General features: G+C 64.6%; 14 protein-coding genes and 1 pseudogene. 4 read left to right on the top strand and 11 right to left on the bottom strand.

Annotated elements, in window-relative coordinates; genetic code table 11:
• Position 1: 1 nt before the first annotated feature.
• The 3 genes from DN388_RS13265 to DN388_RS13255 all read left to right on the top strand — a co-directional run bounded on the left by DN388_RS13265 (position 2) and on the right by DN388_RS13255 (position 2,383).
• Entirely contained in the window at positions 2–1,123 is a 1,122-nt protein-coding gene (locus DN388_RS13265; protein WP_043861591.1) for a methionine ABC transporter ATP-binding protein, read from the top strand.
• A complete protein-coding gene (locus tag DN388_RS13260; RefSeq protein ID WP_054915900.1) occupies positions 1,113–1,757 on the top strand; it encodes a methionine ABC transporter permease in 645 nt (214 codons plus the stop codon). Before DN388_RS13265 ends, DN388_RS13260 begins: the two co-directional genes overlap by 11 nt.
• A 170-nt stretch (positions 1,758–1,927) precedes the next feature.
• A complete protein-coding gene (locus DN388_RS13255; RefSeq protein ID WP_054915899.1) occupies positions 1,928–2,383 on the top strand; it encodes a transposase in 456 nt (151 codons plus the stop codon).
• 85 nt (positions 2,384–2,468) lie between these two features.
• Here the strand turns inward: DN388_RS13255 and DN388_RS13250 are convergent, their stop codons facing one another.
• Genes DN388_RS13250 through DN388_RS13240 form a run of 3 tightly spaced genes read right to left on the bottom strand, consistent with a single transcriptional unit; the run spans position 2,469 to position 7,665 of the window.
• Positions 2,469–5,516, bottom strand: a complete 3,048-nt coding sequence (locus DN388_RS13250; protein WP_043861588.1) for an efflux RND transporter permease subunit — start codon at positions 5,514–5,516, stop codon at positions 2,469–2,471.
• Complete coding sequence (locus DN388_RS13245; protein ID WP_255000272.1) at positions 5,513–6,580, bottom strand: efflux RND transporter periplasmic adaptor subunit; 1,068 nt, start codon at positions 6,578–6,580, stop codon at positions 5,513–5,515. Before DN388_RS13245 ends, DN388_RS13250 begins: the two co-directional genes overlap by 4 nt.
• Positions 6,577–7,665, bottom strand: a complete 1,089-nt coding sequence (locus tag DN388_RS13240; protein WP_043861586.1) for an efflux RND transporter periplasmic adaptor subunit — start codon at positions 7,663–7,665, stop codon at positions 6,577–6,579. The genes DN388_RS13245 and DN388_RS13240 overlap by 4 nt, the downstream gene beginning before the upstream one ends.
• Positions 7,666–7,769: 104 nt before the next feature.
• Here DN388_RS13240 and DN388_RS13235 point away from each other — a divergent pair.
• Positions 7,770–7,892, top strand: a pseudogene (locus DN388_RS13235) (AAA family ATPase); the annotation flags it as partial.
• Between the two features lie 127 nt (positions 7,893–8,019).
• On the opposite strand, the gene DN388_RS13230 reads toward DN388_RS13235, so the two are convergent.
• The 8 genes from DN388_RS13230 to DN388_RS13195 form a co-directional block, all read right to left on the bottom strand.
• Positions 8,020–8,898: a transporter substrate-binding domain-containing protein gene (locus DN388_RS13230; protein WP_054915897.1), complete on the bottom strand. Its 879-nt coding sequence runs from the start codon at positions 8,896–8,898 to the stop codon at positions 8,020–8,022.
• Positions 8,895–9,668: an amino acid ABC transporter ATP-binding protein gene (locus DN388_RS13225; protein WP_043859913.1), complete on the bottom strand. Its 774-nt coding sequence runs from the start codon at positions 9,666–9,668 to the stop codon at positions 8,895–8,897. The genes DN388_RS13230 and DN388_RS13225 overlap by 4 nt, the downstream gene beginning before the upstream one ends.
• Positions 9,665–10,324: an amino acid ABC transporter permease gene (locus DN388_RS13220; protein WP_043859912.1), complete on the bottom strand. Its 660-nt coding sequence runs from the start codon at positions 10,322–10,324 to the stop codon at positions 9,665–9,667. Before DN388_RS13220 ends, DN388_RS13225 begins: the two co-directional genes overlap by 4 nt.
• Positions 10,305–10,970 (bottom strand): amino acid ABC transporter permease, encoded by a 666-nt coding sequence (locus tag DN388_RS13215; RefSeq protein ID WP_043859911.1) that lies wholly within the window; start codon positions 10,968–10,970, stop codon positions 10,305–10,307. Before DN388_RS13215 ends, DN388_RS13220 begins: the two co-directional genes overlap by 20 nt.
• Before the next feature lie 450 nt (positions 10,971–11,420).
• Positions 11,421–12,206, bottom strand: a complete 786-nt coding sequence (locus DN388_RS13210; protein WP_043859910.1) for a MetQ/NlpA family ABC transporter substrate-binding protein — start codon at positions 12,204–12,206, stop codon at positions 11,421–11,423.
• 211 nt (positions 12,207–12,417) lie between these two features.
• Entirely contained in the window at positions 12,418–13,056 is a 639-nt protein-coding gene (locus DN388_RS13205; protein ID WP_054915895.1) for a hypothetical protein, read from the bottom strand.
• A 163-nt stretch (positions 13,057–13,219) separates the two neighbouring features.
• Positions 13,220–14,161: a sigma 54-interacting transcriptional regulator gene (locus DN388_RS13200; protein ID WP_043859908.1), complete on the bottom strand. Its 942-nt coding sequence runs from the start codon at positions 14,159–14,161 to the stop codon at positions 13,220–13,222.
• A 66-nt stretch (positions 14,162–14,227) separates the two neighbouring features.
• A complete protein-coding gene (locus DN388_RS13195; RefSeq protein WP_043859907.1) occupies positions 14,228–14,809 on the bottom strand; it encodes an alpha/beta hydrolase in 582 nt (193 codons plus the stop codon).
• Between the last annotated feature and the right edge of the window lie 62 nt (positions 14,810–14,871).

The raw sequence follows: 14,871 nt of genomic DNA, 5'->3' as shown, positions 1-14,871 counted from the left end.
GATGAGTGCTGCCACCGCCCGCCAGACGGCGCACCCCAGCCCACCTGCGCAGCCCGCGCCACGGCACGCGCTGCACCCTGAGTTGAGCAGCGCGCAAGTGCGCCTGATCGGCGTCAACAAGACCTACCCCGGGCAGGCCACGGCGGCGCTGGCGGACATCGACCTGAACATCCAGCGCGGCGAGATCTTCGGCATCATCGGCCGCAGCGGCGCCGGCAAGTCGTCGCTGATCCGCACCCTCAACCGCCTGGAGCAACCCAGCAGCGGCCGGGTGCTGATCGACCAGGTCGACATCGGCGAGCATAACGAGGACCACCTGGTGGCGTTGCGCCGACGTATCGGCATGATCTTCCAGCACTTCAACCTGATGTCGGCCAAGACCGTGTGGCAGAACGTCGAACTGCCGCTGAAGGTGGCCGGCGTGCCCAAGGCCCAGCGCCAGCGCAAGGTGGCCGAACTGCTGGAGCTGGTGGGCCTGCAGGACAAGCACGGGGTGTACCCGGCGCAGTTGTCGGGCGGGCAGAAGCAGCGCGTGGGGATTGCCCGCGCGCTGGTGCACGACCCGCAGATACTGCTGTGCGACGAGGCCACTTCGGCGCTGGACCCGGAGACCACCGGCTCGATCCTGGCGCTGCTGCGCGACATCAACCAGCGTCTGGGCCTGACCATCATCCTGATTACCCACGAGATGGCGGTGATCCGCGATATCTGCCATCGCGTGGTGGTGCTCGAGCGCGGGCGCATCGTCGAGCAGGGGGCGGTGTGGCAGGTGTTCGGCGACCCGCAGCACGCGGTCAGCAAGACCTTGCTGGCGCCGCTGCAGCCAGCCTTGCCGCAGCACCTGCAGGCCCGCCTGCTGCCCGAGGCGCCGAATGCGCAGGCCGCGCTGGTACTGCGCCTGCGCGTCAGCGGGCGCGACCGCGAGGCACCGGAACTGTCGACGCTGTTCGCGTTGCTGGGCGGCCAGGTGAGCCTGCTGCAGGGCGGTATCGAACCGATCCAGGAACGTGCGCTGGGGCAGTTGGTGGTGTCGGTGGCCAACTCGGCGCACGGGCATGCGCAGGTGATCGAACGGGCGCGCCAGTGGGCGGCGCAGGTGGAGGTGCTGGGCTATGTGGTTTGATCGATTGTTGCAGGGAGTGCTCGACACCCTGCTGATGGTGGGCGTGTCGTCGCTGATCGCGTTGCTGGCGGGCATTCCGCTGGCGGTGATCCTGGTAACCAGCGGCAAGGGCGGCATCTACGAGGCGCCGCTGGTTAACCGCGTGCTGGGGGCGTTCGTCAACCTGTTCCGCTCGATACCGTTTCTGATCCTGATGGTGGCGTTGATCCCGTTCACGCGGCTGATCGTGGGCACCACGTATGGCGTGTGGGCGGCGGTGGTACCGCTGACGATTGCGGCCACACCGTTTTTTGCGCGCATTGCCGAGGTGAGCCTGCGCGAGGTGGATCATGGGCTGATCGAGGCGGCGCAGGCGATGGGGTGCCGGCGCTGGCACATCGTCTGGCATGTGCTGTTGCCCGAGGCGCTGCCAGGCATCGTGGGCGGCTTCACCATCACCCTGGTGACCATGATCAATTCGTCGGCGATGGCCGGTGCGATTGGTGCCGGAGGGTTGGGGGACATCGCGTACCGGTACGGGTACCAGCGCTTCGACAGCCAGATCATGCTGACGGTGATCGTGATGCTGGTAGTGCTGGTGGCGTTGATCCAGCTGGGCGGGGACCGGTTGGCGCGGGGGTTGAACAAAAGATAGACCGCAGCGTCCGTATCGCGGGTCAAGCCCGCTCCCACAGGTCCGCTGAAGTCCTTGTGGGAGCGGGCTTGACCCGCGATTGGCCAGCCCGGACACATCCGGAGTCAATGACACCCTTCATGCAGGTGCACACCTGACTACCTTGAGATTTCAACCTCAAGGAGATCGACATGGACTGTCCAAGCTCTCGTTTCCTGCGCCGCGGCCGTTTCTCGGAACCTGGCCGACTTTACCTGCTTACCAGCATCATCGAACACCGCAAACCTCTTCTTCGGGACTTCCACATCGCGCGCCTGGTGGTAGCCCAGTTCATGCAGGCGCAGCGAGAAGGCAGTGCACACTCGCTGGCCTGGGTCGTCATGCCTGACCACGTTCACTGGTTGATCGAGTTGCAGAACCTGACCCTGGCGACACTCATGCGACGTTTCAAGTCGCGCACGGGTTGTGCCGTACTCAAGGCTTGCAGGCATCAGGGGCGCATCTGGCAGCCCGGGTTTCATGATCGTGCGTTAAGACGGGAAGACGATGCGCGCGCAGTCGCCCGCTACATCGTTGCCAATCCTTTGCGGGCGGGGCTGGTAAAGCGGCTCGGCGACTATCCGCATTGGGACGCCGTATGGCTCTAGAACCGGTAACGGCCATCGCGGGTCGAGCCCGCTCCCACAGGGACAACTCCGGACCTCTAGAAACGGGCTCGACCCGCGATGGCCATCACTCGCGCTGCGGCTCCTTGATCTTGTACCAGGCCACATACAGCGCCGGCAAAAACAGCAAGGTCAGCAACGTGGCGACAATGATGCCGCCAATCATCGCGTAGGCCATCGGCCCCCAGAACACTTCCCGCGCAATCGGAATCATGCCCAGGCTCGCCGCCGCCGCCGTTAGCAGAATCGGCCGGCGACGATGGTCCGTGGCCTCCACCACCGCATCCCACGGCGCATACCCATCGGCCTCGTACGCATCGATCTGCGTCACCAGGATCACCGAGTTGCGGATGATGATCCCCGCCAGCGCCAGAATGCCCAGTATCGCCACGAACCCCATCGGCGTACCCGTGGGGATCAGCGCCAGCACCACGCCAATCAACCCCAGCGGCGCCACGCTCGCCACCAGGAACAGCTTCTGCACACTGTGCAGCTGAATCATCAGGAACGTCGCCATCAGAAACAGCATCAACGGCACCACCTTGGCAATCGGCCCCTGGGCCTTGCCGCTCTCCTCCACCGTGCCCCCCGTCGCCACCTGATAACCGGCCGGCAACTTACGCGCAAACTCGTCGATCTGCGGCTTGAGCTGCGCCACCAGGTCGGTCGGCTGGATCTCGTCACGCACCGCCGCCTTGACCGTGATGGTCGGCTTGCGGTCACGCCGCCACACCAGCGGCTGCTCCAGCTCGTAGCGCACCGTGGCAAACGCCAACAACGGAATCGAGGTGCCGCTGGGCGTGACGATCTGCAGGTTCTGCAGGGTCTGCGGCGAGTCACGCTCGCTGTCCACCGCGCGCCCGATCACGTCGATCAGGTAGATGTCATCGTTCACCTGGGTCACCGGCGAGCCGCTGACGATGCCGTTCATCAGGTTGGCCACGTCCTCGGACGACAGCCCAAGCTGGCGCGCCTTGTCCTGGGCAATGTCGATGCGCAGCACCTTGCCCGGCTCGTTCCAGTCGTAAATGATCTCGCCCACATGGGAGTTGCCATCGAGCAGCGCCGCCAGTTCGATCGCATGCTTGCGCACCTGGTCGATGTCCTTGCCGCTGACCCGGTACTGGATCGGCCGCCCCACCGGCGGGCCCATCTCCAGCGATTGCACGTAGCTGCCGATGCCGACGAAGTCCTTGCGCAGGCGCTCCTTCAGGCGCGCCGTCAGCGCCTCGCGCGACTCCAGGCCCTTGCTCACGATCACCAGCTGGGCGTAGTACGGGTTCTCCAGCTGCTGGTCCAGCGGCAGGTAGAAACGGATCGCGCCCTGACCGATGTAGGTACTCCAGCGCACGATGTCCGGGTCGTCCTTGAGGGTCGCCTCCAGCTTGTCCACCGCCTTGCGCGTCTCGTCGATGGAGGCGTTCTGCGGCAGGTTGAGGTCCACCAGGATCTCCGGGCGGTCCGAGGACGGGAAGAACTGGTTCTGCACGAAGCGCATGCTGAACACCGCCAGGGCGAACAGCACCACGGTGCCGATGATGGTGATCCAGCGGTGGCGCATGCACCACAGCAGGCCATGGTTGAAACCGCGACCGATGCGCCCGGGCTCGGCGTCGTGGGCCTTGACCTTGGCGCTGAGCAGGTGCACCCCCAGCACCGGCGCGAACAGCACCGCCACCACCCACGACACCAGCAGCGCCACGGCGATCACCGCAAACAGGGTGAAGGTGTACTCGCCCGCGGAGCTGGCGTTCAGGCCGATGGGCACGAAACCCGCCACCGTCACCAGGGTGCCGGTGAGCATCGGGAACGCAGTGGAGGTGTAGGCGAACGTGGCCGCCTGCTCCTTGCTCTCGCCCTTCTCCAGCCGCGTGACCATCACCTCCACGGTGATCATCGCATCATCCACCAGCAGGCCCAGCGCGATGATCAGCGCGCCGAGGGAGATCCGCTGCATGGTGATGCCGCTGTACTCCATGAACACGAACACCATGGCCAGCACCAGCGGAATCGAGCAGGCCACCACCAGCCCGGCACGCACCCCGAGGCTGATGAAACTGACCACCAGCACGATCACCACCGCCTCGAACAGCGCACTGGTAAAGCCGCCCACGGCCTCCTCGACCACCACCGCCTGGTCCGACACGGTGTGCACGCCCACGCCCACCGGCAGGTCGGCAGTGGCGGCCTCCATGCGCTCGTGCAGCTGCTTGCCGAAGGCCTGGATGTTGCCGCCCTTCTTCATGCCGATGGCCAGGCCGATGGCAGGCTTGCCGTCGTAGCGGAACATCGGCGTGGGCGGGTCGGCGTAGCCGCGGCTGATCTCGGCAATATCGGCCAGGCGATAGAAGCGGTCGTCCAGGCGCAGGTTGACCTGCTCCAGGTCTTTCTCCGAGGCGAACTGGCCAGTGGTGCGCACCGAGATACGCTCGGGGCCGGCCTCCATCACCCCGGCCGGGGTCACCGCGTTCTGCGCCTGCAACGCCTGCACCACCTGACGCTGGTCGATGCCCAGGGCCGCCAGCTTGCGGGTGGAGAAGTTCAGGTACAGCACCTCGTCCTGCTGGCCGATCATCTCGACCTTGCCCAGCCCCGGCACCTCGCGGATTTCTGCACGTACCTGCTCGACGTAATCGCGCAGCTGGCGCATCGAGATGCCGTCGGCGGTGAACGCATACACCGAGCCGAACACATCGCCGAACTCGTCGTTGAAGCCGGGGCCCTGGATGCCCTGGGGGAACTCGCCGCGGATGTCCTGGATCTTCTTGCGCACCTGGTACCAGATCTGCGGGATGTCGCCAGCCTTGGTGGTATCGAGCAGGTTGACGAACACCGTCGACTCGCCGGGCCGGGTGTAGCTTTTCACGTAGTCGAGCGAGTCCAGTTCCTCGAGTTTCTTCTCGATGCGGTCGGTGACCTGCAGCAGGGTCTCGTCCTGGGTGGCGCCGGGCCAGCGGGTCTGGATGACCATGGTCTTGATGGTGAACGAGGGGTCCTCTTCACGGCCCAGGTTGAAATAGGAAAACACCCCCATCAGCAACGCGACGAACATCAGGTACCAGACGAAGGATTGGTGCTTGAGTGCCCATTCCGACAGGTTGAAGCTTCCTTTCATCGCGGGCCTTCCTCATCGATTTTTACCTTCTGGCCAGGCTTGAGGCTGTTGACCCCCGCCGTGACCACACGCTCGCCCGGCTGCAGGCCGGCACTGAGCACCACGCTGTTGTCCAGCCGCTCGCTGACCTTCACGTCACGCAATGAAACCGTATGCTCCTGCGGGTCGACGACCCATACCCGGGTGTGCCCGTCGACCTCCTGCAGGGCGCTCAACGGCAGCTCGCTACGCGGTTGGATCGCCGAGCTCAGGGTGACGCTGATGGCCGTGCCCAGGCGAAAGGCCTCGGGGGTGTCGGCCAGGGTCAGGCGCGCGCGCCGGGTACGCGTGGCCGCGTCGGCCTGGGGCTCGATCTCGCGCAGCACGGCACTGGTGTTCACGCTGGGGTCGAGCTGCGCGGCCACCAGGAACTTCACCTCGCCCGACAGTTCGTCGGCCAGGCCTGCGGGCAGGTCGATCACCGCCTCCTTGACGTCCGGGCGCGCCAGCGTGACCACGCCCTGGCCGGCGGTGACCACCTGCCCGGCCTCGGCCTGCCAGGCAGTGACCACGGCGGGGTGGTCGGCCTGCAAGGTGCTGTAGCCCAGCTGGTCGCGGGCCTGGTTGACCGCCGCCTTGGCCTGTTCGAGCGAGGCGCCGGTAGTCTTCAGGTCGGTCTGGGCGATGTCCAGCTGGGCCTGGGCCCCCACGCCCCGGTCGAACAGCTGCTGCTGACGACGGGCGTTGGCCTGGGCGTTGATCCACTGCGCCTGCACCTTGGCCAGGTCGCCTTCGGCGGCACGCAACTGGTTCTGCTGGTCGGTGGGGTCGAGGGTGGCCAGGGTGTCGCCGGCCTTCACCGTGGCGCCCACATCCACCCAGCGCCGGGCGATGCGCCCGCCCACGCGAAAGCCCAGGGTGCTTTCGTAGCGCGCCTGGATGGAGCCGGCAAAGCGCCCCAGGCGCGCCTGGTCCTGCGCCTGCACCACCTGGGACAGCACCGGGCGCACCGGCTCGGGCGGCGGCTCGTCATCGGCGCAGGCGGCCAGCAACACACAAGCGAACATCAGCCACAGGGTTCTCATTGCGTCACCCCGATATCGGCTGGGTCTGCCACTTCCACCTGCATGTCCGGGTGCAGCAACTGCCCACCCGCGATCACCACGGTTTCGCCGCCCTTGAGGCCGTCGCCCACCACCACCTTGCCGGTGAGGTAGCGCAGCACCTTGACCTTGCGCAGGTTGACCTTGTTGTCCTGGCCCACCAGCCACACCGCCGGGTCATGCACATCCTTGGTCAGCGCCGACCACGGCAGCTCGATGCTCGGGGTTCCCTCGGCCCTGGCGGTGGCACTCACCACCGAGCCCAGCTGCATGGCCGGCGGCACCTCGCTCAGGCCGACCTTGACCTGCACCGTGCCGCTCTGCGCCGAGACCGTCGGGGTGATTTCACGCACGTGCCCCTTGGCTTGCACCTTGGGGTCGTCGAGCAGACTGACGATGATCGCCTGCTGGGTGGGTGGCGCCATCAGCAGCGATTCGTAGACGTTGAACACCGCGTCGCGCTCGCCGTCGCGGGCCAGGGTGAAGATCGGCACGGTGGCCTGCACCACCTGCCCCACCTCGGCCTGGCGCGCGGTGATCACCCCCGGCGCCTCGGCGATCAGCGCGGTGTAGCTCAGTTGTTCGCGGGCGTTGGCCAGTTGCGCCTGGGCGGCCTTGAGCGCGCTCTGGCTGCTGCGCAGGGCGGCCTGGGCCGCGTCGTATTCGCTCTGGCTGGTGTAGCCCTTGGGCAGCAGCTTCTGCTGGCGCACGAAGGCTGCGGAAGTTTGGGTCACGCGAGCCTGTTCGGCGAAGACCTCGGCCTTGGCCGAGTCGACATTGGTTTGCAGGTCCTTGGGGTCCAGGCGCGCCAGCACCTGATTGGCGCTGACGTGATCGCCCACGTCGACGTTGCGCTCGATGATCTTGCCGCCCACGCGAAACGACAGGTCGGCCTGCACCCGTGCCTGGACATCGCCGGTGAGGGTCACGGAGGCTGCAAAGTCGCCGGCCTTGACCTGTTGCACCGCCACCCTGGGCAGGTCGGGTGCGGCGGCTTTCTTCTCGCCGCAGCCAAGCAGCAGCGCAAGCCCCAGGCAGACGATCAGGTTGGGGGGCGACACCGTCATGCGGGCTCCTTGCGTGGGTTCTGGGCAGTTGCTAGATGCGACTGTTAGCGTAGATCAGGGTTCCGCGTGCCGCTTGTCCTGGGGGCAATTGAGCACAGCGGCGACGTTGCGAGGGGTGGGGGCTGTCGCCTGCATCGCGTTTGATCGCGGCGCTGGAGCAGGATGCGCAGAGCAACTGCATCGTGCTGGAGAAGGCGTTGGGGCAGACGCGGGGGGTGGGGCAAGGGCGGTGGCCGGAGAGAAGACGGGGCCGCGGGGCGGCCCATCGCGGGTCAAGCCCGCTACCACACAGACAGCGACGGTCCTTGTGGGAGCGGGCTTGACCCGCGATAAGAGCGACGCGGTGTCAGGGCCTCAGCCCTGCCATTTGCCGCCCTCGACGATCACGCTCTCCGGCTTGGTGTCGTCGCTAAGCTCCTTGCGCACGTACTGGTCATACAGCTTGAGCAGGTACTTCTGCTCGCCCAGACGCGCCAGCTCGCTGTTGACCCAGTCACGCAGCTCGATGTTGCCCTTCTTCACCGCCGGCGCAATCGGCGCTTCCTCGCCCAGCTTCTCGTCCAGCACGCGGTAGCCCGGGTTCTGCTTGGACCAGCTGAACAGGATCAGGTTGTCCTGCGCATATGCATCGCCACGGCCATTGGCCAACGCCTGCAACGACTCGGAGTTCTTCTCGAACTTGAGCAGTTTCCAGTCCGGGTGGTTCTTGGTCAGCCAGATGTCCGCCGTGGTGCCGGTGGTGACGATGGTGGTCTTGGCCGCCAGGTCGTCGAGCTTCTTCACCTCGCTGCCCTCGGGCACCAGCGCCTGTACCGCCACGCGCAGGTTGGGGTTGGTGAACTCCACCGCTTCCTTGCGCTCCGGGGTCACGGTCATGTTGGCCAGAATCAGGTCGACCTTGTCGCTCTGCAGGAAGGGAATGCGGCTGGCCGGCTCCACGGCCACGAACTCCACCTTGTTCTCGTCGCCCAGCAGCGACTTGGCCAGCTCGCGACCGATGTCGGTGTCAAAACCCACATAGCGCCCGCTTTCATCCACATAGCCGAATGGCGGCTTGTCGGTGAACACGCCGACGATCAGTTTGTCGCGGGCCTTGATGGTTTCCAGGTAGCTGGTGGCCGGCGCTGCGGCATTGGCGGCAGGCTTGCTCGGCGCTTCGGATTTGTTGCACCCGGCCAGTACGGCCAGGGTGAACAGCGACAGCAGCAGTTTTGAAGCGTGGGCAGTCTTCATGACAGTTCCTTGTGTGGTGTCTTGGGCAGGCTTTCGACAAAGGAGAATTTCTCCAGGAACTGCTGCGCGCGTGCGGTCTGCGGGTTCGTAAAGAAGCTCTCGGGGGGGCTCTGTTCAAGGATCCTGCCGGCCTCCATGAACACGATGCGGTCGGCCACCGCGCGAGCGAAGGCCATTTCATGGGTCACGATCAACAGGGTCATGCCGTCGCGGGCCAGGCCCTGGATCACCTGCAGCACTTCCTTGACCATCTCCGGGTCGAGGGCGGCGGTCACCTCGTCGAACAGCATCACCTGCGGGTTCATGCACAGCGAACGCACAATGGCGATACGCTGCTGCTGGCCACCGGAAAGCTGGCGCGGATAGGCGTCGCGCTTGTCCAGCAGGCCCACCCGCGCCAGCAGTGCTTCGGCCTGGGCCTGGGCCTCGAGGCGTTCGCGCTTCTGCACCTTGAGCGGCCCGAGCAGCAGGTTTTCCATCACGCTCATGTGGCCGAACAGGTGGTAGCTCTGGAACACCATGCCCACCTGCTGGCGCACCTGGCGCCAGTCGGTGGCCTTGCTCAGCAACTCTTTACCGGCCAGTGTCAGGCTGCCGCCGTGGGCCACTTCCAGGCCATTGAGGCAGCGCAGCAGGGTGCTCTTGCCGCAGCCGCTGGGGCCCAGGATCACCACCACTTCGCCGCTGCGCACCTGCAGGTCGATGCCCTTGAGCACCTGGTGCTCACCGAAGAACTTGTTGAAACCCTTGAACTCGATCAATGCGCTCATGCGTGTGTCCAGCGCCGCTCCAGCGCGCGCGAGGCGGCCGACAGCGGGTAGCAGATGAAAAAGAAGAACAGGAACAGCGCGCCGTAGATCAGCACCGACTCATAGGTGCGCTCGATGATCTGCTGGCCCACCTTGATCACGTCCACCACGCCGATCAGCACTGCCAGCGAACTGGTCTTGATGATGCGCGTGTAGATGTTGATGGTCGGCGGGGTCATGCGCTTGAGTGCCTGGGGCAGCAGCACGTAGCCATACAGCTGCCAGCCATCCAGGCCGATCGACAGCCCCGCCTCGCGTTGCCCGCGCGGCAGCGAATGCAGTGCACCGCGCACCACCTCGCCCACCTCGCTGGCACCCCACAGCGACAGCACCAGCACCGCGCACCAGAAGCTGGGAATGCTCACGGCAAAGAAGATCGGCAGGCCGAAGAACAGCAGGTACAGCCACACCAGTACCGGTATCGCCCGAAACAGCTCCAGGTACACCCGCAGCACCAGGTTCACGCTGCGCTTGCCGAGGGTGGCGAGCACGCCGTAGAGCACCCCGCCCAGGGTGCTGAAGGCGATGCCCAGGGCCGAGATCGACAGGGTTTGCGCGGCGCCCTGGGCCAGTTGCGGCAGCGACACCAGCAGCAGTTCAAGACCCGAACTGGCCATGTTGCAACCTCCTTTCCAGGCGGCTCAGCAGCAGCGACAACGGCAAGAACAGCAGCACGCAGATCAGCGTCAGCACCGCGAGCATTTCGTAGGTCTTGTAGTACAGGGCGATGTAGCTCTTGGTGGTGTAGAGAATCTCGGGCACCGCCACCGCCGACACCACGGTGGTTTCCTTGAGCAGGAAGATGAAGTTGGCGAACAGCGCCGGCAGGCTGAGGATGCCGGCCTGGGGCAGGATCACGTGGCGCAGCAGCTGGCCTTCGGACAACCCGATGGAGCGGCCGGACTCCAGCTGTGCGGCAGGCACCGCCTCGACGCCGGCGCGCAGCACCTCGGTCAGGTAGGCACCGCCGAGAAACGTCATGGTGATGATCGCGGCGGCGAAGCCGGAAATCTTCAGGCCCAGGCTGGGCAGCGCGAAGTACACGAAAAACAGCTGGATCAGCAGCGGCGTGTTGCGTGCCAGCTCCACGTACAGGCCCACGGCACGCTGCAGGTAGGGCGTGCGGTAGACCAGGATCGCGGTGTTGATCACGGCCACCACCAGCGAGGTGGCGATGGCGATCAGGCCGACCTGCAGGGTGACCCCGACGGCCTTGAGAAACGCGGGCAATGTGCTGAGGATGAATGCGACGTCGAAGCTCATCGGCGTGGCCTCGGCGTCCGAAACAGGGTGCGCTGCATGGGGGTGGTCTCGAACCGGCCCGAGGGTAGACGGGCGGTGGCGGCTAGGGTTGGGCGTGCCGGTAAGCACTTTGGTAATACTCTAAAGCTATAAAAATATTTATTTAAATATCTTTATTGCATATTGATATCACGCAAAAAACTAACCGCAAATTTCCTCGTGGCAGGCGGGATCTTTCCCGCGCGCGCGCCATCAAACAGCTGTCGTGCGCGGCCCCGTGGGCCGTTCAACCCACAAGGAAAACAACACCATGAACAGCGACCAGCCGACCCTCGACCCCAGCGAACTGATCAAATGGCTGACGGCCCTGCGCCGCGCGGTCAACACACCACGCTGAAACCCCATTCAAAAAAAACGCCGACCCGGTAACCGGAGTCGGCGTTTTGCATCGTGCGGTCTACAGCGGGCGAATCAGAACGCCGGCAGTACCGCGCCTTTGTATTTCTGCTCGATGAAGGCTTTCACTTCAGGGCTGGTCAGGGCCTTGGCCAGCTTCTGGATGGCGTCGCTGTCCTTGTTGTCGGGGCGCGCCACCAGGAAGTTCACGTAAGGCGAGTCGGAACCCTCGATCACCAGGGCATCCTTGGCCGGGTTCAGGCCGGCTTCCAGCGCATAGTTGGTGTTGATCATGTCCAGGTCGACCTGGTCCAGCACGCGTGGCAGCAGGGCCGACTCAAGCTCCTTGAACTTGAAGTTGTGCGGGTTCTTGGCGATGTCCTTGGGCGTGGCCAGGGCGTTTTTCGGATCTTTGAGTTCGATCAGCCCGGCCTTCTGCAGCAGGATCAGCGCACGGCCACTGTTGGAGCCTTCGTTGGGGATGGCGATGGTGGCGCCGTCCTTGAGCTCGGCCAGGCTCTTGACCTTCTTCGAGTAGCCACCGAACGGTTCGACGTGTACGCCGATCACGGTTTCCAGGTGGGTGCCTTTACCTTCGTTGAAGCTCTTGAGGTAGGGCAGGGTCTGGAAGTAGTTGGCGTCCAGACGCTTCTGATCGACCTGCACGTTGGGCTGCACGTAGTCGGTGAACACCTTGATTTCCAGGTCCACGCCTTCCTTGGCCAGGGTTGGCTTGATCAGCTCGAGGATCTCGGCGTGGGGCACCGGGGTGGCGGCAACCACCAGCTTCTGGCCGGCGTGGGCGAAACCTGCAACCGACAGAGCGGCTGCCAATGCAGTCAACAACAAAGCCTTTTTCATGCGCAGTCCTTATTCGAATCACAGCCATCGTCGACGGCGAAAGAGAGGGTGCCAGTATTGTGCTAGCTGGCGTGGAGGCGACAATACCGAGATTTTTTATTCCTTAACAATATCTTTTATGCAGACGCTTATATCTTTTTGACTGATAAAGAAGAGAGCATCGGCTGGCCTGCCAGGTGCATCCGGCGCCGCAACAGACAATGCTCGCGGTCTATCGATTAGCGGTCTCGATGGCAACCTCGGTGATGACAGTGGCCAGTTCCTTCTCGAGTGCACCATCACCCTGCACATTGGCGTAGATGTCATACCTGATCTCATGCGTGGAATTCATCCAGCGCAATCCTGTCCTCCTGACCCCACCCATTACTTTTTCCGACGTTTTCACCAGGGGCTTGCCGGGGTCCTGAGGCTTGGCGTAATCATCGTCGTAAACCACCACGCGCTGTGTCAGCTCGCGCTCATAGTGGGTCTCGTAGGTCACCACATAATCATCGCCGCACGAATAAAGCGACATGACGCCGTTCAAGCCGCCCTCCTTCATCTCGACGCCGGAGGGGAGTTCTTTGGACAGCCGACATTGCAACTTCTCGATCGCTGCTCTGGATTGCGATTTGAATCGGACGGCTTGAGCCAGCCTTCTGTCGCTCGCCTGGGCGAGTGTGATCATCGAACTGAATTGCTCGAAACCAGGAAAGGTCGAGTTCTTCTCTGGCTCGGCCGTGGGCGAGACCGCCCTTTTCTCAATGACCTTCTGGATATGGGTATTGCCACTGAGCGGTAGAATCTCCAGCTCGGCGCTTGCCGAAAAGGAAGCGAGCAGCGTGCTCATGCACAGCATCGACAGGCGCATCAGCGGCTGGCCTGGGCAAGGAAGACACGTACCGCGCAAGGTAGGTTTTTCATGAATATCCTTTCAATGCTTCAAGCGATCCAAGGCTTGCGAAGCAAGAAGGTAATCCACCTCATTCGCATCTGCAACGGTTGCTCCGCAGACAACCGCCTGTGCGTTACGCCTACACACCCAACCGCAGCGCCACCTTCTCCAGCAAGGCCTTCAGGCCACTGCGCTCACTTGCACCTGCGCGCAGCAACACCTCGATCTGCCGCTCCAACGCGGCCAGCGGCGTCAAGGTTTCCGGCAGGTTCAGATGCTCGGGCAGTATTTCCTCCCCGCTGCTGACCAGCAGGGCGAAGTGAATGACGTTTTCCAGTTCGCGGGTGTTGCCCGGCCAGCTGTGCAGTTCCAGCACCCGCTGCGCGGCCTCGCTGAGCAGCGGCGGCACGGCCAGGTTCAGGCGCGGGCTGTAGATGCCCACGAAGTACTCGGCCAGCGGCAGGATATCGCCCACCCGCTCGCGCAACGCGGGCAGCTCGAGGCGGCCTTCGTGCAGGTAGTGGTAGAGACGGTCGTGGAACTTGCCGGCGGCCACAGCCTGGGCCAGGTCGATGCTGGAGGCGGCCACCAGGCGCACGTCCACCGGGTTGGGTTGCTGGGCGCCAACGCGGGTGACTTCGCGGTTTTCCAGGGCGGCCAGCAGCTTGACCTGGATCGGCAGCGGCAGGTCGGCGATTTCATCCAGGTACAGCGTGCCGCCGTTGGCCGAGCCGAACCAGCCGGCGCGGCTGCTGGCGGTACCACTGTGGGCGCCGGCGCTGTAGCCGAACAGTTCGGCGTCGGCGTAGGTGGGGCTGATGGCGCCGCAGTTGACCGAGACGAACAGCCCGCCGCGGTCGCTGGCGCGGTGGATCTGCCGGGCCAGCAGCTCCTTGCCGGTGCCGCTTTCGCCGCGGATCAGCACGGGCAAGGCCAGCGGCGCCAGCAGCTCCAGCTCTTCGCGCAGCTGGCGCGAGCGCGGGTCGACGAACACCAGCGCCTTGGCGCGGATGCTCAACGGGCTCTTGTCGCTCTCGGGGAAGGTCAGCAGTGGCTGGCCGTAGGTGTCGTGAAGGCTCATGGCAAACTCCCGCCCGAGCGACTCACGGCGCGGACGTCTTGATGAAAAAGAGGGTAGCGCCCGGGGTCAGGCGCGACGCAGTGCGTGCTGTTCCAGGCGGCTCTGCAGGCGATAGAGGTAGGCAAAGCCCTGCTCCCAGCGCCGGTGTCCGGACTTGACGTTGATATGCCCGGCGCCGCCGAGCACACCGGCTTCTGCGCCCCAGGCGCGAGCCAGTTGCATCGCCCGTGGCGCGCTGACCGCCGGATCGTTGTCGGAGGTGACCACCTGGCTGGGAAACGGCAGCAGGTTCTGCGGAATCGGCGCGAAGTTGCGCAGGGCCGGTGCACAGGCCGGGCGTTCGACGTCGGCCGGGGCCACCAGCAGTGCGCCACGTACCTGCTGCAGCAGGGTTTCGCTGGCGTGGGCGGCCCAATGCGCGACGGTGATGCAGCCCAGGCTGTGGGCGATCAGGATCACCGGCGAGGTGTCGGCGGCGATGGCATGTTCGAGCGCGGCAACCCAGTCTTCACGACGCGGGGTGATCCAGTCGGCCTGTTCGACGCGGGCACTGTTGGGCAGGCTGTTCTGCCAGTGGGTTTGCCAGTGATCGTCTGGCGATCCTTGCCAGCCCGGCACAATCAGGTAACGAATCGACTCATTGCGCATGAGATGCCTCCTGCTGGGTTTGCATTGCATGAGGGCAAGTATAGGGCGGGGGTTATATTCGT

The organism is Pseudomonas sp. S12(2018) (genome assembly GCF_024355235.1).
Lineage (GTDB): Bacteria > Pseudomonadota > Gammaproteobacteria > Pseudomonadales > Pseudomonadaceae > Aquipseudomonas > Aquipseudomonas palmensis.
The sequence above is the reverse complement of the archived record's forward strand: the minus strand, read 5'-3'. Positions and strand labels throughout refer to the sequence as shown.